Origin of the sequence: Glutamicibacter arilaitensis (assembly GCF_044793945.1) — a bacterium.
Taxonomy (GTDB): domain Bacteria; phylum Actinomycetota; class Actinomycetes; order Actinomycetales; family Micrococcaceae; genus Glutamicibacter; species Glutamicibacter arilaitensis_B.
Genome location: NZ_CP084994.1, coordinates 2170419 through 2193773 on the forward strand (window position 1 = coordinate 2170419; position 23355 = coordinate 2193773).

Genomic DNA, 23355 nt, shown 5'->3' on the forward strand with positions numbered 1-23355 from the left:
GGGCGGCATTGTGAAGCGGATCGACCAGACGCGAGCCAAGACGAAGGACAACAAGCGTCAAGTGTCTTCATATGGCACGCAAACCCCTTTATCGAGTGCAGCGGTGGAGCGTGGGACGACGCGTTGGCTGAACGGTTCGCACGTGTCGATCGCTGGCACGCTGGCTGTGACTGGAACGGCGACGGTCGGCGGAACGCTCTCGGTGACGGGAATTTTGAATGCGTCGGGGCAGATCAACCTGTCCGGTTCGACGGGTATCACTGGCCCGTTGAACATCACTGGCACGACGACTATTGGTGGCAACACCAATATCACTGGCGAGCTGAACGTTACCGGGCCAACCACGTTGGACGGCATCCTGGACATCGGCGGAGACACCACAATCACGGGTTTGCTCGCCGTTGACGGGCCAACGACTATCTCCGGGACGCTAGACATCCAAGGCATAACGACAGTAGCAGCCGACTTCGAGATCATAGAAGGCGGGTTGTTCAAGTCCGGTGTTACGAAGATTGAACCGACCGGCAAAGCAACGTTCGGCAGCTTCATCATCGACCCAGAATCACCAAGACTCATTCAAGCGCCGGGCGGTTGGCTTTTCTCCAACGGCGCAGACGATATCGGCCTTTCGGGATCAGCCACTTCCTCGGTCAACCTGAATAGCTCTCGTGCGGAACTCGTGTATGGGAACAGCTCACGCGTAGTTGCCAGTACGGGTGCAATCGATCTAACCGCCACTAAAACTTGGGTGCGAGGCGAACTGGAAGTGATCAACGCGGCACGTGTGCCACAGCTTTTCATTGGAACGGCCAGCGAGATAACCAATCAGCGACTACGTATCAGTGGGCTGCCGAGCATACAGGGCGTGCAGTCGAACGTTTATTTCAACCCGGCAAACGGCTTGTTCTTCCACATCACTTAACCGATAGCTTGGCATGTCGATTGATCGGCGCCAATTTCAAGATTGTCGTTTAGTACTTTTGAAGTTGAGATCTTGAACGGCTTTCCGTCATCGCAAAACGCATGCAACGCGTCAATAGCTTTCTTCCGGTCTGGCTTCTTGACTCCATGCGCGTCAGCTCGGTCCTCGGCAAAGTCTGCGAACCGCTCCTCCACGATACCGGCCTCGTCAACTTCCGGAGTTTGCGCCGGGAGTGCAGCATATTCGTCCATGCTCATAGTCTGTTTCGTCACCGGGTCGTAAACGGTTCCGGGTTCGGCACCTTCGAGAGCCTCTTTTGCCGTATCGACGGCAACTGTCGCGGTGGGATCGACGCTCGGTTCAGCGGACGCGCACCCAACAAGGGCGATAGCGGATGCAGCAAGTAGGGCAATAAGTTTTGGGCGCATACCCACCACATTAATCTAAGGAGCCGACAAATGGCAGAGACAAGTGATCAAGACCCCGTAACAGACGGTCTTACAGAGGTCGAAAAGCTCGAAGCGGAAAACGTGGAGCTTCGACGGCAAGTATTCATTGCTGATTCAATGATTGACGAACTAAGCCGGGCGTTATCGTCCGCGCAAGTCACGCAGGCCCAACTAAACGGACAAATCAAATACGCAAACTTGGGAGACTGACATGGAAACCTTCGGCGTTCAAATAATCATGAACAGTTGCACACCCACCCTAGGCGGATTGAACGGACTGAGGCACCTCGCTCGTGTCCAAGCAGAAGGATATGAGGACGCTTGTAAGAAGTATGCCAATACCCAATATCCGGAGGACCTCAAAAAATGGGAAGCGGAAGACTCTTGCCAATATCAACCAGTAGACATTGCCGCGTGGAAGATACCTCCGACTGCTCAACCAAAATATTATGACTCAACAACCCACCGCATAGCCGGTGGGTTTTCCAGTTAAGGAGGCGGAATGCCAATAGTTACCGGGAACGTTTTCGACCTGCGAAGCCTACCCATGCCAAATGCCGTTCCGAACGTCATCTTCCATCTGGAACCGGTAACGAACGTCACCGCCGCTGGCAGCGGCAAAGGCAACGTGTACCCGACAACCGAATATCCGGTGGTCCCGGAGTCTTCGGGCGCATTCCAGGTGAACCTCACCGCAACCTCCGGATTCCACTTCGATTCTTGGTACGACGTGGAACTGGTCTGGAACACCCCGGCTGGCACGCTCCGTGACCGCACACTACGAATCAAGGTGCCCAGTGGTGGTCCGCACAACCTTGGAGACCTTATCGATCGGACTTCAGGCGGGGGCGGTAGTGCTAACCCAATGGTCTGGTGGTTCGGCTTGGACCCGCCACCATCAGGCGCAACGATCTGGAACTACTTAGATCCGGACGACCCAGACCGAGAAACAGGGCCGCACCCCAATTTCATTATCGGGGACATTATTACAGATTGGTGGGAAGCCTAAATGCTTCACGGAATTGTAGGTGGAAACAATAGAGGTCCCCGAGGCCTACCGGGGCCACAGGGTCCGGACTGGTTCAAAGGTACTCTGACGACCACGAGCAACCTTGACACGATCGCTAACGGCATGTGGCTGGTCCCGTCCACAGCTGTTGCTGATGCCCTGAATTTACCAGTCAGTAGTGTTGGCTTCCTTGAAACAGCAAAGTCTGGCGCTCTCGGTATTCGCGAGTTCACCACGTGGGGTGCTGTTGGCACGACACAGGTCAGCCGGCGCACCTCGTCCGGCTGGCAGGAATGGGCCCCGAAATCACTCGGCCCGATCCGGTTGCGCACGGCCACGCACGGCACGATGGTGTGGGATGACCTGCCTGACGGCTGGTACTTCAACGATCAGTCGCAGTTGCAGTCAGTGTGGAATTTGCCAGTAGTAACCGGTGACTTCCGCAAGGGCACGCACCCCGCCGGTTACGGTTTGGCTGAGTTCACCGAGTGGGCACAACCAAACCGCGAGTGGATCAATCGACGCACCACGAACGGTTGGCAGGGCTGGGAGCCTAAAACGGGTGGTGGCGGGGGCGACGGTGTCACCATTGGTGTCCTGATCGCGCAGCAGAACATGGACGTACTCGAGGACGGCTGGTGGGAAGCACCAAACAACGGTGTCGCCCAGTCCCTCGGCTTCCCGGGAAACCTGCAAGGTTTCCTGCTCCAGTCGGGCAATAACCGCCAGTACACGAACAGCAAGGGCGTCTTCACTCAAACGAAGAACACTTCAGGCGTGTGGGGTGTTTGGAGCCAAGCCGGTGTAGTGGACGGATATACCCCGTTACAGCCACCTACAGGTTTGCCGTGGTTGCAGGAGGACACACCTGGTTCGTCCGTGACGTTCATCGACCAGGATCACCACGGTCAAGGGTATGCGATCAACACCCAGAACTGGCCGGGAGCAACCACCGCATGGGTGCTGCACCAATACTCCAACGCACGTTCGGCGATGATCATCGACAACTGCAGATCCCAGCCGTCGATACAGATCAACAACACCCAGAACAGTTCAATTACTCCGGATTTCAAGGGTGACGGCGATTTCTTCATGCTCGGCCCTTGGGACGACGCAGGGAACTACTCGCGCTGGTTCCGGCTCACGAACGAGCTTGAATTCATGAACGACACCCGCAAAACCCCATCGTTCAATCAGGTGTGGGGAACCGGGGACATCCTGGAATTCAAACTCAACGGTGTTGTAGTCGCCAAGATCAAGCGCAACGGCCACTTCGTGACCGCGTCGCCAAACGGTGCGCTCTGGGAAATTCTAGTGTCAGACACCGGCGTGCTGTCCACTGTGGCCGCCTGACCTCGTCAACGAATAACTAGCGCCTGTGCGGAGGGCGCATTTTTTATGCCCTCCGCAAGGGTGTCCAATCATCACTCAACTTTTATAGGAGCTGCCATGCCCGGATGGCTAACTGAAGCTGTCATCGTCCAAACCATAACCACCCTCGGTATCGTCCTGGCAGCACTTATTACAGTCGGGCTCCCGCTTCGAAAGAAGCTGATCGTGATCGGCAAGGACGCGAAGGAAGCACGTGAGCAGGTGAAGAACAGCCATGACACCAACCTCCGCGAAGAAGGGGACGAACGGCACAAGGCGACGATGGGCCTGCTGAAAGAGCTCGGTCGTGACGTGCGTGGTCTACGCGAGGACCACTACGAGACTCGCAAGGACATCGGCATGCTCCACGCGGAAGACCGTGCGGGGCGGCGTGAGACTCAAGCACTTCGGCAGGAGTTCTCCGAGCACACGAAACAGACCGAGAACTGGACTCCGATGCTGACGGACTTGCATTCTCAGTACTCCACGAAGCCACCTGCCGAGTAACCCAATCTAAATATCAAGCCCTTGACCAACCCGGTGAGGGCTTTTCTTATGCCCTCGAAAGGACTGCGCTGTGACTCAAATTAGATTTTTCCGGACGCGCCCCACAGCGGATGGTACTCGTGTTCCTGCTAGTGGGACTCTCCGGTTTACTCCGACGCGAGAGCGTGTGGTGGTGGGTGATCCGGATGAGGTCATTTTGCCGATTGGTTTTTCGGTTCAGGTGCCGAAAGGTTTGGGGCGGGCTGATGTTGATCTTGCCCCGACTGGTACGGGTTGGGTGTGGGAGGTTTATTCGCATAGTTTCGGGGTGACTGCCGAGTACGCGTATGTCATCGTTCCTGAGCCGGTGCCTGACCCTGATAATCCGGGCGAGTTCTTGCCTGTTGATGAACCAGAATTAGTGCGCGTCGATAAGGAGACCCTTGACCCTGTGGCTGAGCCTGATCCTGTGTGGTGGGCTGAGCTTGAAGCCGCTAAGGCTACTGCTGCTGATGCGGAGGCGTCGCGGGTTGGTGCTGCACAGTCCGCGACAGCCTCTGGCGAAGCCCGTACTGCCGCGGAGGCTGCACGCGACATTTCAGTCGAAGCATCCGAAACTGCTAAGACGATCACTGGCGAAGCAGTAGAGCAGGCGATCCTCCCCGGCGGCGCTGCCGAAAGTGCACTATCCGCCGCGATTGATGACAAAATCGCGGAATCAGGGGGAGGGGCTGCCGGCTCACTGTCCGACACTATGGCAATACTCTTCCGGTCAGGTGGCGGCCTGACTCGGCTCTACGATGCGCTGGCCAACCGCAACACAGCAACGGCACGACTCGTATTCCTTGGGTCATCGACCACCGCAGGATACAACGCCGTGGATGCCAAGGGGTACGTCCATATGCTCGCGACCAAGCTCCAAAAGGTGTACCCGTCCTCGGCAGGCTCGGAGATTCCCGTTGGGACTACAGCGGGAGGGTTCGCGCCGTCCAGCGCGCCGGGTGTGCAGGTCGTAAACCTCGCGGGTGGAGGTGCCAACAGTGGCGATTACCTTTCCCCAGGATTCATCAACATCATCGGCAACCTCAAGCCACACATGGTCATGCACATGGTTGGCTCCAACGACTGGAACAGCGATATTGCCGTAACAACCTACCGAGCCAACCTCGTGTCGTGGATGGATCAGATCGACGCGAGACTCACTACCCCCTGCGTGCATGTTCTAGTGCATCAGCACTCGCGGCGCACATGGGTGGAGAAGCTTCACCCATTCACGGATTACCGCGACGTACTGCGAGAACTGGCCTTCACCTTTCCCGGTCGAGTAGTACATATCGACGTAGCACCGGAATTTGAACGGCTAGGCGTACCGCTGCCTGACCCGTTCGACGTGATGGACACCGACGAGATTCACCTGACAGACAGGGGGCACTTATTCCTCACCGAACTATTGTGGGATCGACTTGGGCTTCCGACCGCGACAGCCCCCGCCGTCGCGGTCGTACCAGATGAGCCCGAGCCGCCAGCCGAGCCGACACTCGCCATGATCACATCCGACAGCTTCACTGGGGATGCCTCCAACGCTGGCACCCGAGCATCGGACGTGGCCTTTGGCGGCTCGCCAATAACTCCCACTGCATCCCACGCGACCGCCTACGAAACATCAGGGGGAACCCTGCTGGTCAAATCGTTCGGCATGCTCGACTACGCGACCACAAAGCAGAACATCCAGGCATCAGTCAAGGTCACCACCAAGACCACAAGCGCAGCGTGGTACCTATACTCGCGCCGCGCATCGTCCTCAATGAACACCCGAGTCAAGATCAAGGTTGATGGAACTGCTGTCCTCCTGACGAATACCGGGGCGGGAGAAGTGCAGCACGGCTTGAGTCAAGCTGTGGCCAACGGAGACGTCCTAGCCGTCCGATCTAACGGAAGCGTCCACGAGTTAAGGATCAATGACGTCGTCAAGGTTTCCGCGACAGTACCGGACGTTGTTGGGTCAATTATGACGCGCATCGAATCCGAAGGGGCGACCACTGGGCTGACGCTGGATGATCTTAAGATCGCGGAAGTCGTTCCGGCTGCCTAACCCACCTATCTGCCGGGATAGTTGACTCTCATAACCAAGGACTAGCAACTGCTGGTCCTTTTTCTTTTACCCAGGCACATCCGGTGTCTGGGTTTTTCTATGCCCGAAACCGAAAGGAACGCATCATGCCTTCAATCATTTCCCGCGAGACCTGGGGAGCCGAGCACGCCGACGGCTTCTACAACCGCAAGGTCGGCCGCCTCGACAAGTGGCTGCACCACTCCGTGACCGCGCACCTGGCGAAGGCCGCGGCCCTCGCCCAGGAGTACGCCGAAATGCGCAAGCTGGACGACATTGGGCAGTCCCGATTCAAGGGCGGCATCAGCTACACGTTCGTGATCTTCCCGTCCGGCCGCATCTACGAGGGCCACAGCGTCGGCCGCGTCGGCGCGCACACCGCCGGCCGCAACTCGATCAGCGCCGGCATCTGCCTAGCCGGCAACTACGAGGCCAACCAGATCACCGCCGAGCAGATCGCCTCGCTCGCATGGCTGCTGAACGAGGGCATCGACGAGGGCTGGTGGACTGAGCCGAAGCTCGACGGCGGGCACCGCGACACCAAGTCGACCGCCTGCCCGGGCAAGAACGCCTACGCGCAGATCCCCGCCATCAACAAGCTCGCGAAGTCGGGCGACGTGGTGCCGGTGGCGAAGCCGAAACCTGAGAAGGTCGAAGAGCAGAAGTCCTCGGCCGGCAAGAGCATCCAGCAGCTCGCATCCGAGGTGCGGGCTGGGAAGCACGGCAACGGGCATGCGAACCGTCAGCGCTCCCTCGGCGTAGACGACGCGACCTACGCGAAGATCCGCGCCGAGGTCAACAAGCGCGCGGGCGTCAAGGCCCCAGCCGCCCCGAAGCCGCCAGCGCCGAAGGGCAAGAGTGTGGCGACCATGGCCAACGAGGTCATCGCTGGCAAGCACGGCAACGGGCACGCGAAGCGCCAGCGCAGCCTCGGCGTTGATTCGGACACGTACGCGAAGGTGCGGGCCGAGATCAACCGCCGGGCCGGCGTGAAGGCCCCGGCGAAGCCGAAGGGAAAGAGCATCTCGCAGATGGCCACAGAGGTCATCGCGGGCAAACACGGCAACGGCCACGCGAACCGGCAGCGCTCCCTCGGGATCAGCGCGGCGAAGTACGCGGAGGTCCGCGCCGAAGTCAACCGACGAGCATAAGGAGAACAGGAGAAACATCATGGGAAAGTACGAAGCACAAGGCACCGGGCTCAGTGACCCGGCAACCCGAAAGAAGCTCTACACCGTGGCCATCGTGGTCGCGGCCCTCATCGTGGCCACGTTAGTTACTCTGCGGATCATCACTCTCGATGATGTGCAGAGCTTCATCACACTCACGGTCAGCATCGTGGGTATTCTCGGTGGCGTGGTCGGCTTGGTCGCAGCCGCGCTGGCACGAGCAAACGTAGACCCACCGAAGTAGAAACAGAATCGCCCCATCCTCCTACGAGGGTGGGGCGATTTTCTGCGTTGTGGTGCTACAAGTAGGGCGACAGGCGACTATTTCAATTTCCCCTGGATGGTCTTTGGAGGACGTGTCATATCATCCAAGCTCGTTCCTGAAGTTACCTTCTTCTCAATAAGAGAATCAACTTTTTCGAGACGGCTAGTGAAGCGCTCCGAAGGAACACCAAAGCTGAGCCATCGTTCCAATGCCCTTTTTTCGTCTACTAGGTATCCCAATTTGCGACATATTATTGCTGCATGGTTCGTGTACGCAGGCGCAGGTTCACGACCTTCTCTAGCTCGTTCGGCCGCTTTACAGCATTCAAGCGTTAGATCCAGTGCCTCTTCAAGGTCACCATTCCTCTTAAGCTCCTCAATTTTCGGAACCCAAAAGATATAGCTCTTCCCCCTGACCGTGGCCGCCTTGGCCTTCTGTGGGTACTGCTTTTTATCACGCTCATGAAAAGATTCAACCTGCGCCTGGCGCTCCGCTATACGACTTGCTCGTCGTTCTTCGGGAGTGCTGTACTCAGCAGGCGTTGTTTTTTCTTTGACCTTTGAACCAAAGAATTTGCTGAATAACGACATGCCGCATCCTCTCTTCCAAAGCCTCGTCGGCGATTGACGCTCCGCTAGCAAGCTCGACTTCTAGGAGATGACTATATAGATCGATTGTGCCCCAAATGGATTTGTGACCAACGTGAGGGCCGAGTGCTTTCCTCATTTCGGCAACACACCCTTCCCATCTTGTGGCATTTCTTGTGGCACTTTTGCCAGACTCCCCCAGACGAACGCCGAAAACGAAAATGAGAAAACCCCGGAATCATGCGGTAAGACGACAGTTACCGACGCTCGCAGATTTCGGAATTTCCTACAGCTGATTACTTCTAATCTCTAGGTCGCCGGTTCGAATCCGGCCGGGGGTACCAATTAGAAACCGTCGTTCACTTGGTCAAACAGGTAAACGGCGGTTTTTATTTTTGAACCGAGATCGAGTCTTTAATGGGTTTTGACCATAGTTTGACCATAGTTTTTGTTTTTGCGCCTTTCCAATGCGCCCTCGCCGGATCTGCGCAAACGAAATGAAGCATTCCTCTGGCAAAGGTTCCGGCCTGAAATAGCCCGCCAGGAAAGTGAGCACTTCATGACGCCTCCAATGGAGCATGTGCAGGTAACTCGTCAACATTGAGGTTTGCTACCACCAAGAATATTTACAACAGCCCACTCTCAATGAGTCGACGCGGAACAGTCGTCCATATGACCAATGCGCTGGCCCGCCGTGATTGTTCTCGTGGTCGAAAGTCATCACGCGCCGACGCGCCGCAATTTGGTTCGAAATCTCCTCGCTCCGTCTGCCAGAAATCCCAAACTGTCTTGTTCGCAGACACTTTCATGGCCGCTCCCTTCACATTCCAGCGCGGAAGAAATCCTCAGGCTTAGCAACCTTGTGAGCACTTCAAATGTCTGAATACCATACCGAAAAGTAACCGATACTTGGAGTTTCATTAGTGCCGCCTAAAAGTGCGCTAGCAGTACTCGGGATCGGATAGATTTTAGTTTCAACTTTTTTAAAACTGGGATAAACTCAAGGTGCTGTACAAATCAGGAGGAACCGGTAAATGGCGCTCATCGCCCCCGCTCAAGCAACGCCGAAATTCGGTGAACGCTTCAGCGTTAACCTGATCTTCTTGATTGCAGGCTTATCCTTCGCTTCTTGGGCGGGCCGACTTTCGATCATTGACATGATCTTTGATTTTTCTGGCTCTCGGCTAGGCGCATTCCTCTTCTGCATGACTGCCGGGACACTGGTCGGGATCACGCTTGCACCGATGCTGAGCCGTAGAGTCTCGGCCAAGAACTTGCTTTTGGTGCTACCGATATTTCTTGCGCTAATACTGGTCGGTCTTGGAATGTCTGTGTCAATCCTGCACAGCGAATCCTTGGCATTCGTCGTACTTTTCATCAATGGGCTCATTTTCGGATGTCTTGACATCACCATGAACGTCAATGGAGCCAAGGTGGAACGAAAGCTCGGCAAGAGCCTCATGCCTTCCCTGCACGGTTTCTTCAGCCTTGGTTCCTTGCTTGGCGCCGGAATTGCAACAGCCACCCTCAGCTTGGGTATTTCCACGGCATGGCATTTTATTTTTGTTGCCGTCCTGATTATTGTTTTGGCACTGATAGCTCAGTCTGGAATCAGGGATTGGAATTACAACTACTCCCTTCCTCGAGAAAAGAACCAGCTGAAGGCCTCGGGAGCACGGTCGCACCGGGGATTGCTGCTCTTACTCGGGCTCATGGTTGCTGGACTGAGCTTCGCCGAGGGCGCTGCCAACGACTGGCTGGCAGTGGCTTCGGTTGACGGCCATAGCTTGGACCACGCAAGCGGGGCTCTGATGTTCACCTTATTCACCGGTGCCATGACTATTGGCCGGTTCGCCGGTGGACCAATTGTGGACCGCATTGGCACCAAGTGCTCGTTGATGTTCATGGGAATGATCGGTCTTATCGGGATCGTGCTATTTATTCTGGGCGATAATATTGCAACTCTTGGAGCTGGCGCGGCTCTTTGGGGCCTCGGGAGCGCTCTTGGCTTCCCCGTGGGCATGTCGATCGCCGCCTCGCGTAGCGATCATCTTGGCCCAAGAGCCGTGAGCGTCATCAGCGCCTTCGGTTACGGTGCGATGCTCAGCGGTCCTCCAGTTATCGGTTTCGTAGCGGATATCACCGGATTGCCACAGGCACTATGGCTCATCGCGGGCGTCCTGGTGATCTCGCTACTCATCACGCCTCGCGCCGCCCAAGCGGGCAACGCAGTTGAAGTCAATGGCTAGACCGGCAGGATCGCCCGCTCTTTAATATTTCGCATCACAATCGTGCTGGTTAGCTTTTCTACGCCAGGCAGCTCAACCAATACGTCATCGTACAAGTGCTGATAATGCGTCAGGTCTTTGGCGTACACACGAAGCAGGAAATCCGGTTCGCCAAATAACCGCTGCGCTTCGACGATTAGTTCATCTTTTTCTACAGCAGCTTCGAAGTCCTTGAGTTGAGCTCGGTCTTTCAGCGTCACGAACACCAATGCTTCGAAGGCTAATCCTACGAGTTTAGGCGCAACAACAGCCTGATATCCGGCGATCACCCCCGTGCGTTCGAGTTCGCGAATTCGACGGTGGCATGGGGCAACGGAGAGGCCCACCTTATTCGCCAAAGCAGTTGCACTCATGCGGCCGTCCAGCTGCAGTTCGGCAATAATTGCGCGATCCAATTTATCCATATCTTCAGCATACAACGCAAATTATTTGCGTTGCACGGCGACAAATCGGATAAATCATGCTCAAATTCAGCGAAACAACGCAAAATCGGCAAACACTTTTCGATAAATATTCTCAAGTGTTGTACCAGTACTGCAAGAACCATGAGGAGACACCTTGGATATCGCTCAACTAACCGGATTTCTGCTTGTCTCCGTTACGCTCGCCTGCACGCCGGGTGCCGATTGGGCGTACATCATTTCTTCGGCCATTGGACCCAAGGGATATCGTGCAGCAGTTTGGGGACTCCTCACCGGGTACCTATTTCATACCGCCCTGCTGGTCTGCGGTGTGGCGGCGCTTGTGGCCAGTTCACCGCAGCTCCTGTTATGGCTCACCATGGCCGGATCCCTTTACCTCTTGTGGCTTGGCATCGTCACGCTGGCAAGTTGGAGATCGGCGAAATTCTACAATGCGACGGCGACTTCATCTTCCGAGTCAATGACAGCGGTGAGTTCTTCAAGCGTTCCCGCGGAACCTACCTTCGGCGCTACCACCGTACTTACCGAGGCACCTACGCGGATGAACCCTCGCGGCCAATGGCGCGGCTCGTTTTTCAAAGGTCTACTCACCAGCGGCACTAACCCGAAGGCTCTGCTTCTCTACCTTGCGCTCATCCCCCAATTCATTGACCGCTCCGCACCCTGGCCACTGTCGCTACAGACCGGAATACTGGGGCTCTCTCACTTCACGGTGTCGGTCTTCGTTTATTTCTCAATTGCCTTCGCCTCGCGCCTTTTGTTACGCTCCCGTCCGCTGGCGGCGCGCATAGTGACCGCATGTTCTGGAATTATTATGATCGGACTCTCACTAGTGCTTATCTATGAACAGTTCCTTGGCTTATAAATATTTATTGAACACCGATCAAGACAATTGAACAGTGATCAAGTATGCTCTTTTCTCAGTGGGTCAATCAACCACGAAGAACGCAGCCCTACCACCAAATCGCCACTGGTGATTTACTGGGCGAACAAGTACGTCGCGATGGAGCATTGTGGAACTACCAGAGATCCAACTTGAGCATGTCACCGTTGTCTTCGAAGACCGCACGGTCTTGGCTGATGTCAATTTGGCGCTCAACGAACGCCGCATCGGAATCATTGGTGCCAATGGCGCAGGGAAAAGCACCCTGTCCCGCTTGCTCAATGCTCTCGTTATTCCCACCGATGGCACGGTGCGAGTAGGCGAATTGAATACCGCCAAGCATGCAAAACAGATTCGTCGCGATGTAGGATTTGTCTTCCAAAACCCTGCAAACCAAATCATCATGCCACTGGTGGCGGACGACATTGCTTTCGGCCTGAAGAACCTTGGACTATCAAAGGCTGACCGTAAGGTCAGGGTCGAACAAACCCTAGACGAACTTAACATCAAGCATCTGGCGGACCGAGAAAGTCATACACTTTCGGGTGGCGAGCAACAGATGGTCGCGCTGGCCGCTGTGATCGCGATGCAGCCGCGCACCATCGTATTCGACGAGCCAACGACCATGCTCGATCTGCGCAATCGCTTGCGGTTCCAACGTGAGATCGCGCAGCTACCCCAGCGCGCGATCGTAATCACCCATGATTTGGAGCTGCTCGATGATTTCGACCGCGTTCTGGTCGTCACCGACGGAACCATTGCTTTTGATGGCTCTCCCGCGGAGGCCATTGACCATTACCGCCAGTGGAGCCACGTATGATCGCGGCACACAACACTTCCTACCTGGCTAAACTTCCTGCCGGGCTGAAGTTTGGAGCGCTTTTGGTAGTAAGCATCGGGTTGTACTTGATCAATAGTTGGCAAGTGCTTTTCGCGCTTCTCATTTGCAGCATTCTGCTACTGCTCAGCGCGCAAGTGAAATTCCGGCAATTACGCACGCCGCTGGTGACCTTGTTACTGATACTCAGCTTTGTCTTTATTTCGCTGGGTATACAGACCAATTGGGAGAACGCCTCGGTGTCCGTCCTTCGCTTGCTCACCATGTGCATGTTTGCCTACGCAGTCAGCCTGACGACAACGTTCGACGCCATGCTGGAACTTTTTCAGCAGGTGGCCTCTCCCCTGCGTTATGTGGGGGCGAACCCGGCCCAAATTTCATTGGGGCTATCTCTAGCCATTCGTTTCATTCCAGAGCTCAAGCGCGTCTATCTAGAAGTCCGCGAGGCACAACACGCTCGCGGGCTCGCCAATAACCCTTTGGCTGTTGCAGTCCCGCTGGTGATTCGTTCGTTACGCATTGCCGACGATACCGCCGAAGCATTGGAAGCTCGTGGGTACGACTCGGCCGACAAGCACAAATAATTTCGCCCTCATCACTCGCAGCATCACTCGTTAGGACCCTCCCATGGCAACTGCCACTTCTTCTCAAACCCGAAATACCGTCTACGTAGCAATTTTCGCTGCGATGATCGCCGCGATGGGACTGGTGCCCCCCATCGTGATTGGCATTATTCCAGTGCCTATCACCTTGCAGACCTTAGGCGTCATGCTCGCAGGTGCTCTGCTTGGGCCCATCAGAGGCATGCTGTCAAGCCTGATTGTGGTTGTCCTTGCACTTGCAGGATTACCGCTCCTAGCAGGTGGACGTGGCGGACTTGCGGTTCTGCTCGGGCCAACCGGCGGATACCTGCTCGGCTGGATTTTCGGCTCCTTAGTCATCGGAGCACTGTTCAAGTACTGGGTACTTCGCCAGAAAAGCCAGGGCATGCGCATCGCGACCGGACTGCTTTCCACCATGCTCGGCGGAATAGGTGTCATCTACCTCTTCGGAATTCCCTGGACTTCTGTAGTGACAGGCCTTGACTTGGGTACCTCTGCGCTTGGTTCTCTGGCATTCATCCCAGGGGATCTGATCAAGGCAGTAGTTGCCACGCTAGTGGCCGTCACGGTTCACCGCAGCTACCGGGGACTCATGCGCTAGACCCATGAATCTCGCTAGCCAACTGCATCAGCACGCACTCACTCGCCCAGATCACCCGGCGGTAATCAGCAGCTCCCAGGTAATCGATTATGCAACGCTGTATGCATCCAGCCACGATTTGGCTCAACTGTTGCAGACGGATCCGAGCATTGGACGTCGAATCGGACTCTACTGCTCGGATCCGGTCGCATTGGCCATAGGATTCCATGCTTGCCTGCTCGCCGGAGTGAGCGCCATGATTCTCGACCCATCATGGCCTGCCGAAAAGCTCCGGAACACGCTCACGCAATTCGGTTCACCGAAGGTCCTCACAGATCAGCTCGGCGAGGCTTCAATGGCCGCTGTCGGCCACACGGCCCTGCCCGTGCGCCCAAACTCCGAACGAGCTGAGGCGGTCCCGCTCCTTGCCTCGCAAAGCGGCTCGGAATCCGAGCTTTTGCTCATCTTCACTTCAGGATCCACCGGCAGCCCTAAGGCCGTTGTTCGCACCCGTGGATCATGGGAACAATCGATAAACCACAGCGCGGCCATTCTAGGTGCCAGCAAGGATTCGAAAACTCTTGTTCCAGGGCCACTAGCGCATGGCCTCGGCCTCTACGCGATGGTTGAATCGGTCGCTCTGGGTGGCACCCTCGTGGCACCGGGTCGTTGGCGGGCCGATAAGGTTCGGCCACTGCTACAGACAACTAGTTGCAACCGACTGGTCGCAGTTCCTGCACTCGTGCGGTTGTTAATGCAGCAGATACCGCTCCAGTTGCTCTCAGGCCTACGTCATGTTGTCACCGGCGGTGAGGCTTTGAGCTTGGAACTAGCCCAGCAGGTCCTAGGTCTTTCGAATGACATGACGTGCACCGAATACTTCGGCAGCAGCGAGCACAGCCTCATTGCCTACCGCCGGCGCAGCATTGAGGAAACCGGGGAGAGCCCTTTTACGGGAACGCTCTTCGCTGGAGTTCAGGCGCATTTGCATGCACAGAATCCCACCGATGGGACAGGTCGGCTCATGATTCGAAGCGCGTTCAACGCCACCGGTTACGACCCGCTGGGCTCGGGACAACTAGAGCGTTGCGAGGAAGCGACCGGAATTGGCGATATTGCCCGTTTGATTCCCGGTGACCGCATCCAAATACTGGGCCGCGGGGGCGACATGATGAATATCAATGGAAACAATGTCTACCCTGCTGAGATCAGCACAGCGCTCGAAGCAGCAGGCCTGATGCAGCCGCTCGTACAGGCTCACCTTATTGCCTCCGGCAGGACTCTGTTGACCGCCTACGTATTGCATCCTCAACAACAGCCGTTGCCCGATCCCCTTACATTGCTTGAAGCGCTCCGCGAAGTTCTGCCCATTTACAAGATCCCCCATGAACTGGTGTTTTTGTCCTCTTGGCCGCTGCTCGATAGCGGAAAACGAGACATTCGTAATCTTCCTGCACCGCCATCAACCGGACTTAGAAAGCTACGATTGCGATGAAAGAAGCCCTAATCATAGCCGCCAGGCGTACTCCAGTGGTGCGCTCAAATAAGGAATTCGCTCGCCTCGGGGCCGACCAATTGTTAGGCAAGGTCTTTGACGCTTTGTTGGCGGACTCCGGAATCTCCCCTGCGGAAGTCGACCACGTCTTTGCAGGGAATGCGGCAGGGCCCGGCGGAAATGTTGCGCGCGTAGCGACGCAAGCTTCCCGGCTGCCCAACTCCGTGCCGGCGACCACCCTCGATGCCCAATGCGCGAGCGCGTTGGAAGCAATCGCAGCCGCAGCCAGAATGGTGCGCTGTGGCGAGGCACGTGCGGTGATCGCGGGCGGTGTTGAATCGGTTTCAACCGCCCCTTGGCGAATGGAGAAAAATGGGGATCCTAGCGGTCCGCCAAGGATCTATTCGCGTGCCCGTTTCACCCCGAGCCCGCAAGCCGACCCGGAAATGGGTGTGGCCGCGGAGAACATCGCCACGCAGTTTGATATCTCTCGTGCCGCACAAGACGAGTTTGCCTTAGGAAGTCACCAACGCGCAGTGCGAGCGCAGCAAGCCGGACGCTTCAGCCAGGAAATCGTTCCGGTCGACACGCCTTCGGGTGTGGTTCAGTCCGATACCTGCCCGCGAGAGGGACTCTCGGCCAGAAAGCTCGCGTCCTTACGTCCCGCGTTCGTTCCCGGAGGTACCGTGACGGCTGGTAATTCATGCCCCATAAATGATGGAGCTGCAGCCGTGCTAGTTGTCGATGCGGAGCACTATGCGCAACTCGGATCACAGTTTGCCCTGCGTTATTTAGGGACCGGGACTGGCGCCTGCGACCCACAAATACTTGGCATGGCTGCGGTACCCGCGTACCAAAAACTTGCGACGCTACTTGGCGAAAACCGGCTCAGACAGGCGGACCTCATTGAGTTCAATGAAGCGTTCGCCGTACAGGCCTTGGCTTGCCTTGCCGAGCTAGGAATCACAGCATCAACGGTTAACCGTGATGGTGGCGCGCTTGCTTTGGGCCACCCCTATGGCGCCAGCGGAGCTCTGCTGGTGACCCGGCTCTTCTGGCAGGCGCAAGCCAATGCACGTAGTGAAGAACTATGTCTGGCTCTCATGGCCGCCGCCGGTGGCACCGGCACGGCGATGGCCTTTGAATCGGTCTCCACGCAGCGCGTTTGAATCCGTTGGCCATGGGATAGCGCTACTTCCAGCGCAGATTCAACTAGCGGATTAAGAAAAGGCACCTTTCGAATCTTGAGAGATTCGAAAGGTGCCAATTTGCTCTACAACTTAGATGTTGAACCCAAGGGCGCGCATCTGGTCGCGACCATCGTCGGTAATGCGTTCAGGACCCCAAGGTGGCATCCAAACCCAATTCAAACGATGCTCGTCGACAACGCTTTCCATCGCCTGGGCAACCTGCTCTTCGATAATATCGGTGAGCGGGCAAGCCGCGGTGGTCAAGGTCATGTCGAGAATAAGTGCGCCGTCTTCCGCGTACTTCAAACCGTAGAGCAGGCCCAAGTCGACGATATTAACACCGAGTTCCGGGTCAATGACGTCTTTGAGCGCCTCCTCTACGTCTTCCAACGGAGTCGTAGCGGCTCCCGTGCTCTGTTCGGTTGATTCACTCATGGAATTTACCTTACTAGGCTTGGACGTTCAGGAAGCGGTCGTAACCTTCTTCTTCCAAACGATCTGCAAGTTCCGGGCCACCCTGCTCAGCGATTCGACCGTCAACAAACACGTGCACCTGGTCTGGCTTGATGTAGCGCAGGATGCGGGTGTAGTGGGTGATCAGCAAGGTGCCCATCTGGTTCTCGTCCTGAGCGCGGTTGACGCCCTCGGAAACGGTCTTCAACGCGTCAACGTCGAGGCCCGAGTCGGTCTCGTCGAGAATCGCGAACTTAGGCTTGAACAGCTCAAGCTGCAAGATCTCGACGCGCTTCTTCTCGCCGCCGGAGAAGCCTTCGTTGACGTTACGAGCCGCGAAGTCCGCATCGATCTTCAGCTTGCTCATGGCTGCCTTGACGTCCTTGGTCCAAGTACGCAGCTTCGGAGCTTCTCCGTCGATTGCGGTCTTGGCGGTACGCAGGAAGTTGGTCATGCTCACGCCTGGCACCTCAACTGGGTACTGCATAGCCAGGAACAGGCCTGCCTTGGCACGCTCGTCAACGCTCATCTCCAGCACATCGGCGCCATCAAGGGTAATCGAACCCGAGGTGACCTTGTAGCGTGGGTGACCGGCGATGGTCGAGGCCAAGGTGGACTTGCCCGAACCGTTAGGGCCCATGATTGCGTGGGTTTCGTTGGTGTTGATGGTCAGCGAAACACCCTTGAGAATTTCCTTCTCACCCTGCTCGGTGTCGATCGAGACGTGCAGGTCTTTGATTTCCAGAGTAGACATACGTCGTTCCGTTTCTATATCTAAAAGGCTGGTAGAACCGGAGCTACTAGAGATTAGTAGCTGCCAATTCTTCTTCGATGGTGTCGGTCAGGCGCTCTTGGAGCTGCTCATCACCGATCTGCTGGACGATTTCGTTCAGGAAGCCACGAACCACCAAACGGCGTGCGGTCTTCTCATCGATACCGCGAGACATCAGGTAGAACAGGTGCGCGTCGTCGAAGCGTCCGGTGGTGGAAGCGTGTCCGGCACCGTCGATCAGGCCGGTCTCGATTTCCAGGTTAGGCACCGAGTCGGCACGAGTGCCGTCGGTGAGCACCAGGTTGCGGTTCGCCTCGTAGGAGTCGGTTCCCACAGCAGCCTTCTGGATCAGCACGTCGCCAACCCATACGGTGTGTGCGCCCTTGCCCTGCAGGGCACCCTTGTACAGCACGTTCGACTTGCAGTTAGGTACCGCGTGGTCAACGAACAGGCGGTGTTCCAGGTGCTGGCCGGCGTCGGCGAAGTACAGGCCGTACAGCTCGATCTCTGCGTGTTCCCCGGCAAAGCGAGCCGAAGGGTTCACGCGCACCAGGTCGCCACCGAAGGTGACGGCGATGTGCTTGAACGTTGCATCCTTGGCCACGACTGCCTGCTGCGAGGAAGTGTGGATCGTATCGGACTCCCAGGCCTGCAGCGAGACAACGCGCAGACGAGCACCGGCGTGAACATCAAATTCAATGTTCTGTGCCAGAACTGCCGAGCCGACGTGGTCGATGACGACCATGGCTTCGGAGTTCTCCTCCGCCACGATGATCAGGTGCTGGGCCGCTGGATCCAGCGACTCGCCGGTGATGCGCAGAACGCTCTTCACGTCCTCGGCGTTAGCCGGGATGGTGAGCACCTGCGCGCCGTTGGAGTACTTCCAGCTGTTGGCCGACACGCGGTCATCAGGGGTGAAAGCATTTCCGCGGATCGCGTCATCTGCCGCAACGGTGCGCAGCGAGACGGTTTCCGAACCGGTGAGCTCGATCTTTGGTGCCTTGCCGGTCAGCTCCGCGGTGTGCAAGTTGCCGATGCGCTTGAGCGGGGTAAAGCGCCAGTCTTCTTCGCGACCGGTCAGCTTTGGGAAATCTTCAACGTTGTAGCTGGTCAACCGGCCTGCACGCGAGGAATCCGTGACGCCTTCGCCGCCGCCGTGGCTGTGGCTCTTGGAAGAGGCACCGGCAAGCGGAGAGGTGGCGCTGTCGTTCAGGGGCGAAAGGTTTTCGCCCTCTTCGGTGAAGCCCGGGATGGAAGGGGCGCCAATGCGCGCCTTCTCATCGGGAATCTGAGTGGTGGTCTCCGACATTCTTAACCGACCGATCCTTCCATCTGAAGTTCAATAAGGCGGTTCAGTTCCAGCGCGTATTCCATTGGAAGCTCACGGGCGATTGGCTCAACGAAGCCACGCACGATCATTGCCATTGCCTCGTCCTCGGCCATGCCGCGGGACATCAGGTAGAACAGCTGTTCTTCGGAAACACGGGAAACTGTCGCCTCGTGGCCCATGGTCACGTCATCCTCGCGGACGTCGATGTATGGGTAGGTGTCCGAACGCGAGATCTGGTCAACCAGCAACGCGTCACAGACGACCGAGTTCTTTGTACCCTTGGCGCCTTCGCGAACCTGGACCAGACCACGGTAAGCGGAGCGGCCGCCGTTACGGGCCACCGACTTCGCGACAATGGAGCTGGAGGTGTTCGGAGCGATGTGAACCATCTTCGAACCGGTGTCCTGGTGCTGGCCTTCGCCGGCGAAAGCGATGGACAAGGTTTCACCCTTGGCATGCTCGCCTACCAGGTACACGGCTGGGTACTTCATGGTCACCTTGGAGCCGATGTTGCCATCGACCCATTCCATGGTGGCGCCTTCTTCACAGACGGCACGCTTGGTCACCAGGTTGTACACGTTGTTCGACCAGTTCTGGATCGTCGTGTAGCGAACGCGGGCGTTCTTCTTCACGATGATCTCGACTACTGCCGAGTGCAGCGAGTCCGACTGGTAGATCGGGGCGGTGCAACCCTCAATGTAGTGAACGTAGGAATCTTCGTCGGCGATGATCAAGGTGCGCTCGAACTGACCCATATTTTCCGTGTTGATGCGGAAGTATGCCTGCAGTGGGATCTCTACATGGACGCCCTTAGGAACGTACACGAAGGAGCCACCGGACCAGGTCGCGGTGTTCAGCGAGGCGAACTTGTTATCGCCAGCCGGGATGACCGAGCCGAAGTACTCCTTGAAGATGTCTTCGTGTTCCTTCAACGCGGTATCCGTGTCAAGGAAGATGACACCCTGCTGCTCGAGATCCTCGCGCAGCTGGTGGTAGACAACCTCGGACTCGTACTGAGCAGCCACGCCGGAAACCAGACGCTGCTTTTCAGCCTCTGGAATGCCTAGCTTGTCGTACGTGTTCTTGATGTCTTCGGGCAGGTCCTCCCACGAGGTGGCCTGCTTCTCCGTCGAGCGAACGAAGTACTTGATGTTGTCGAAGTCAATGCCTGAGAGGTCTGGACCCCAGGTAGGCATCGGCTTGCGGTCGAAGTACTTCAAGCCCTTCTGGCGCATCTCCAACATCCACTCAGGTTCTGACTTGAGGTTGGAAATGTTGGCTACAACATCGGCGTCAACGCCACGACGTGCATTTGCACCCGCGTCGTTCTTGTCTGACCAGCCGTATTCGTAATTACCGATTCCGTGGAGTTCGGGGTTCTTCTCCAGAATTTCGGAAATTACACCTGGGTCGGCAGACTCCTGTGCAATCTGATCCGTCATCGCGGCCTCTCCTGCTTCGTGAACTGAATTCGAGTTCTTTTCTCAGCGCGCATTGGCGCCTTACCGCGACCCACAGGGATGTGGGTCGTGCACACATGTCCACCGCCGGCTAGCGTCGACAACCTTCTCACGTCAACACCGACCAATCGGGCGAACATTTCAGTTTCCATGTCGCAAAACACCGGAAACTCGCGTGCCAAATCTTGTATGGGGCAATGCCCCTGGCACAGCTGAACGCTGCGCATTAGTGCTGTTGAAACTTTCGCTTCAACCTTGCGGGTGTAACCAACGAAACCGTCGGAGCTAAGCAATTCGCTAAGCTTCGCTGCTCGCTCCTCCAGCCCTTCAACACCGTCTAGTGCTTTCGCATAGCGGCTTTCCATCGTCGCGAAGCGGTCACGGGCGAATTTGCGAATCGCATCTTCTCCCGCCGCGTCCCCCAAGACTTTAAGCGCCTGGGTGGCGATGTCCAAGTAGTCATTGCCCAGCTTCGTCTGTCCCCGGTGCGATAGTACGTACCGACGGGACGGACGGCCTGCGCCCGACTTCTGGTTGGCTACCAGCTTCACCTCTACTAGCCCGGATTTGGACAAAGCATCGAGGTGACGCCGAACCGCCGCTGGTGTGAACCCGAGCTTGGTGCCAAGCTCGGCCGCACTGACCGGTCCATCTTCTAGGACTGCGTTGAGAACTCGGTCTCGCGTGCGCTCCTCAGTATCCCCAACCGCGTCAACCGTAGTGCCAGTTGTGGTACTAGCTGTGTCTGAATTAGATGAATACACAACATAAGCATGCCTATATTTTATGTCTACGTCTAGTAAGGAAGGACTTACTAAGGTAGAGCTTGTCATCGGGAGAATCTTGCGGTTTTTCTCTCCCGCTATATCCATCATCCTCGGTACGCAAACCGAATTCGAGCCTTCGTGACAAAGGACTCAGAGCCCTTGACTTCGACATGACGTAGAATGCTGTGGTGTCTTCAGTTACTCCCAGCCTCATCATCAATGAGCTGAGCAAGGATCTGGGACCGGTTCCTGCGCTAAATAATCGCATGCTCAGGGTCCTGGATTCCGTCTCCCTCAAAGCTTTCCCCGGGCAGGTCACCACGCTTCTCGGCTCCAATGGCGCCGGCAAGTCAACAACCCTTGCCTGTGCCCAGGGACTTATGCGCCCTGAAGGCGGAACAGTTCAACTGCTCGGCCAAGATCCTTTTGGCGATAATCCGGCTCTTCGTTCGCGCGTCGGAGTGATGTTGCAAGACGGTGGATTGCCACCCTCGATGCGACCAGTTCCGTTGCTGCGCCATGTCGCTGCCATGTACAAAAACCCAATAGATATTGACGCGCTGATTGCGCGTCTAGATCTCGAATCTTTCGGCAGCCGCACCATCCGCCGACTCTCCGGGGGGCAAAAGCAACGTGTCGCCTTGGCGCTAGCGCTAGCCGGAGACCCCGAAGTTTTGTTCTTAGACGAGCCAAGCGCGGGCCTCGACCCCCAGTCGCGTCATGTAGTTTTCGACCTAATCAGCGAACAGCGCGACGCCGGCAAGGCGATAGTGCTCACCACCCACCTGATGGATGACGCGCAACGCCTTAGTGATTACGTGTACATCATCGATAAGGGCCGCACCGTCGCACGGGGCACAGTCGCCGAATTGACGACGCTGGCCGCCGCAGAACATGAGACCCGGCCAGTGAACTTCGGTGCGACACCTGGACTCACGCTCCCGCAGCCGCCAACAGGTCTGCACTTGGACGAAACTGCCCCCGGCGAGTACCACCTGACCGGGGTCAGCGCTGCGGATCATCTTCATTGGCTCACCAGTTGGTGGGCACGCGAGGGAATCTTGCCAACGCACATGAATCTGCAAGCACGCAGCCTCGAAGATGTTTTCTTGGAGTTCGCGCAGAAGGAGGAATCGGCATGAGCCAGAATATTGCCAAATCCAACGCGGTTTCCACATCCAAGCGCATCGCGCTGCAAGGCAAATACGAAACAATCATGATGCTCAGCAATGGTGAGCAACTGGTCCTAGCGGTGGTTCTGCCTGTCATCGCCTTATTCGGGCTGACTTTTACGGATTTACTTGAGGGAGTTGCTCCGCGCAGCATTGATGCAGCCGTCCCCGGCGTGCTTGCCCTGTGCGTGATCTCTACCGCCTTCACTGGCCAAGGCATTGGAACCGGCTTCGACCGCCGCTACGGCGTACTACGGATGTTCTCCACGACCCCTTTGGGGAAGACTGGCTTGATTTTCGGCAAGGTCATCGCGGTGCTTACCGTGCTCGCCATCCAGGTAGTCCTCATCACGCTAGTAGCTTTGTTGCTCGGCTGGGAGCCAAACCTGTTTGGAATCATCCCCGCGATCTTGTTCTTGCTCCTCGGGGCAGCGGCCTTCACCGCCTTGGGGCTGCTCATTGCAGGCACTGTGCGCCCAGAGGCCACGCTGGCAATCACGAACTTGGCGTGGATCCTGCTCGCCGGAGTAGGCGGGGTGCTCTTCCCCTTGCGCATGGCTCCGCAATGGATCCAGCCGACACTGGACGCGCTGCCTTCGGCTGCGCTTGGCGATGCAATGCGCTCAGCGCTCATTGAAGGTCACTTCAGCATCGCGAGCTTGATCTTCTTAATACTTTGGGCCGCGGCCGGTTCATTCGCCGCCATCAAACTTTTCAAATGGAACTAACCAACAC

At 56.8% G+C, this 23355-nt stretch carries 25 protein-coding genes and 1 pseudogene; 18 read left to right on the plus strand and 8 right to left on the minus strand.

The genetic code is table 11. The features are described from left to right. Positions 1-10: 10 nt before the first annotated feature. A complete protein-coding gene (locus LG294_RS10225) occupies positions 11-922 on the plus strand; it encodes a hypothetical protein (protein WP_404285437.1) in 912 nt (303 codons plus the stop codon). Here the strand turns inward: LG294_RS10225 and LG294_RS10230 are convergent. Further along, complete coding sequence (locus tag LG294_RS10230) at positions 919-1350, minus strand: hypothetical protein (RefSeq protein ID WP_404285438.1); 432 nt, start codon at positions 1348-1350, stop codon at positions 919-921. The genes LG294_RS10225 and LG294_RS10230 overlap by 4 nt on opposite strands. Positions 1351-1380: 30 nt before the next feature. On the opposite strand from LG294_RS10230, the gene LG294_RS10235 reads away from it, so the two are divergent. The 7 genes from LG294_RS10235 (at position 1381) to LG294_RS10265 (ending at position 7760) form a co-directional block, all read left to right on the plus strand. Then, positions 1381-1581 (plus strand): hypothetical protein, encoded by a 201-nt coding sequence (locus LG294_RS10235; RefSeq protein WP_404285439.1) that lies wholly within the window; start codon positions 1381-1383, stop codon positions 1579-1581. Between the two features lie 292 nt (positions 1582-1873). After that, the gene (locus LG294_RS10240; protein ID WP_404285440.1) at positions 1874-2380 is read left to right on the plus strand and encodes a hypothetical protein; all 507 of its coding nucleotides are present in this window, start codon (positions 1874-1876) and stop codon (positions 2378-2380) included. Continuing rightward, positions 2381-3733, plus strand: a complete 1353-nt coding sequence (locus tag LG294_RS10245) for a pyocin knob domain-containing protein (RefSeq protein ID WP_404285441.1) — start codon at positions 2381-2383, stop codon at positions 3731-3733. Positions 3734-3829: 96 nt separating this feature from the next. Then, positions 3830-4258 (plus strand): hypothetical protein, encoded by a 429-nt coding sequence (locus LG294_RS10250; RefSeq protein ID WP_404285442.1) that lies wholly within the window; start codon positions 3830-3832, stop codon positions 4256-4258. Between the two features lie 307 nt (positions 4259-4565). Further along, entirely contained in the window at positions 4566-6329 is a 1764-nt protein-coding gene (locus tag LG294_RS10255) for an SGNH/GDSL hydrolase family protein (protein ID WP_404285443.1), read from the plus strand. A 125-nt stretch (positions 6330-6454) separates the two neighbouring features. Then, positions 6455-7498 (plus strand): N-acetylmuramoyl-L-alanine amidase, encoded by a 1044-nt coding sequence (locus LG294_RS10260; RefSeq protein WP_404285444.1) that lies wholly within the window; start codon positions 6455-6457, stop codon positions 7496-7498. Positions 7499-7517: 19 nt separating this feature from the next. Next, positions 7518-7760, plus strand: a complete 243-nt coding sequence (locus LG294_RS10265) for a hypothetical protein (protein ID WP_404285445.1) — start codon at positions 7518-7520, stop codon at positions 7758-7760. A gap of 77 nt (positions 7761-7837) precedes the next feature. On the opposite strand, the gene LG294_RS10270 is transcribed toward LG294_RS10265, so the two are convergent. Next, positions 7838-8371: a hypothetical protein gene (locus LG294_RS10270; protein ID WP_404285446.1), complete on the minus strand. Its 534-nt coding sequence runs from the start codon at positions 8369-8371 to the stop codon at positions 7838-7840. A 226-nt stretch (positions 8372-8597) separates the two neighbouring features. Here LG294_RS10270 and LG294_RS10275 point away from each other — a divergent pair. Together LG294_RS10275 and LG294_RS10280 are read left to right on the plus strand one after the other, a co-directional pair. Continuing rightward, positions 8598-8712, plus strand: a pseudogene (locus LG294_RS10275). A 690-nt stretch (positions 8713-9402) separates the two neighbouring features. Further along, positions 9403-10617: an MFS transporter gene (locus LG294_RS10280; protein WP_404285447.1), complete on the plus strand. Its 1215-nt coding sequence runs from the start codon at positions 9403-9405 to the stop codon at positions 10615-10617. On the opposite strand, the gene LG294_RS10285 is transcribed toward LG294_RS10280, so the two are convergent. Beyond that, a complete protein-coding gene (locus LG294_RS10285) occupies positions 10614-11060 on the minus strand; it encodes an Lrp/AsnC family transcriptional regulator (RefSeq protein WP_404285448.1) in 447 nt (148 codons plus the stop codon). The genes LG294_RS10280 and LG294_RS10285 overlap by 4 nt on opposite strands. Positions 11061-11214: 154 nt before the next feature. On the opposite strand from LG294_RS10285, the gene LG294_RS10290 reads away from it, so the two are divergent. The 6 genes from LG294_RS10290 to LG294_RS10315 all read left to right on the plus strand — a co-directional run bounded on the left by LG294_RS10290 (position 11215) and on the right by LG294_RS10315 (position 16645). After that, the gene (locus LG294_RS10290; RefSeq protein ID WP_404285449.1) at positions 11215-11943 is read left to right on the plus strand and encodes a LysE family translocator; all 729 of its coding nucleotides are present in this window, start codon (positions 11215-11217) and stop codon (positions 11941-11943) included. A gap of 148 nt (positions 11944-12091) precedes the next feature. Beyond that, positions 12092-12781, plus strand: coding sequence for an energy-coupling factor ABC transporter ATP-binding protein (locus LG294_RS10295; protein WP_404285450.1), 690 nt, complete (start codon positions 12092-12094; stop codon positions 12779-12781). After that, positions 12778-13383, plus strand: coding sequence for an energy-coupling factor transporter transmembrane component T family protein (locus LG294_RS10300; RefSeq protein WP_404285451.1), 606 nt, complete (start codon positions 12778-12780; stop codon positions 13381-13383). Before LG294_RS10295 ends, LG294_RS10300 begins: the two co-directional genes overlap by 4 nt. 43 nt (positions 13384-13426) lie before the next feature. Further along, positions 13427-14002, plus strand: coding sequence for a biotin transporter BioY (locus tag LG294_RS10305; RefSeq protein ID WP_404285452.1), 576 nt, complete (start codon positions 13427-13429; stop codon positions 14000-14002). A gap of 4 nt (positions 14003-14006) precedes the next feature. Further along, on the plus strand, positions 14007-15476 hold the full coding sequence (locus tag LG294_RS10310) for a class I adenylate-forming enzyme family protein (protein ID WP_404285453.1): 1470 nt from the start codon (positions 14007-14009) through the stop codon (positions 15474-15476). Further along, on the plus strand, positions 15473-16645 hold the full coding sequence (locus LG294_RS10315; protein WP_404285454.1) for a thiolase family protein: 1173 nt from the start codon (positions 15473-15475) through the stop codon (positions 16643-16645). Before LG294_RS10310 ends, LG294_RS10315 begins: the two co-directional genes overlap by 4 nt. A gap of 111 nt (positions 16646-16756) precedes the next feature. Here LG294_RS10315 and LG294_RS10320 read toward each other — a convergent pair whose 3' ends face one another. From LG294_RS10320 to LG294_RS10340, 5 genes are read right to left on the minus strand one after another with little or no spacing between them, the layout of a single operon-like run. Continuing rightward, complete coding sequence (locus tag LG294_RS10320; protein WP_096285112.1) at positions 16757-17101, minus strand: metal-sulfur cluster assembly factor; 345 nt, start codon at positions 17099-17101, stop codon at positions 16757-16759. Positions 17102-17114: 13 nt separating this feature from the next. Next, entirely contained in the window at positions 17115-17873 is a 759-nt protein-coding gene (gene sufC, locus LG294_RS10325) for a Fe-S cluster assembly ATPase SufC (protein ID WP_404285455.1), read from the minus strand. Between the two features lie 46 nt (positions 17874-17919). Further along, complete coding sequence (gene sufD, locus LG294_RS10330) at positions 17920-19200, minus strand: Fe-S cluster assembly protein SufD (protein ID WP_404285456.1); 1281 nt, start codon at positions 19198-19200, stop codon at positions 17920-17922. A 2-nt stretch (positions 19201-19202) separates the two neighbouring features. Then, the gene (sufB, locus tag LG294_RS10335) at positions 19203-20663 is read right to left on the minus strand and encodes a Fe-S cluster assembly protein SufB (RefSeq protein WP_404285457.1); all 1461 of its coding nucleotides are present in this window, start codon (positions 20661-20663) and stop codon (positions 19203-19205) included. Further along, positions 20660-21445 (minus strand): helix-turn-helix transcriptional regulator, encoded by a 786-nt coding sequence (locus LG294_RS10340; protein ID WP_404285458.1) that lies wholly within the window; start codon positions 21443-21445, stop codon positions 20660-20662. The genes sufB and LG294_RS10340 overlap by 4 nt, the downstream gene beginning before the upstream one ends. A gap of 191 nt (positions 21446-21636) precedes the next feature. Between LG294_RS10340 and LG294_RS10345 the strand changes: the two genes are divergently transcribed. Continuing rightward, complete coding sequence (locus LG294_RS10345; RefSeq protein ID WP_404285459.1) at positions 21637-22590, plus strand: ABC transporter ATP-binding protein; 954 nt, start codon at positions 21637-21639, stop codon at positions 22588-22590. Further along, complete coding sequence (locus LG294_RS10350) at positions 22587-23348, plus strand: ABC transporter permease (protein WP_404285460.1); 762 nt, start codon at positions 22587-22589, stop codon at positions 23346-23348. Before LG294_RS10345 ends, LG294_RS10350 begins: the two co-directional genes overlap by 4 nt. Positions 23349-23355 lie beyond the last annotated feature (7 nt).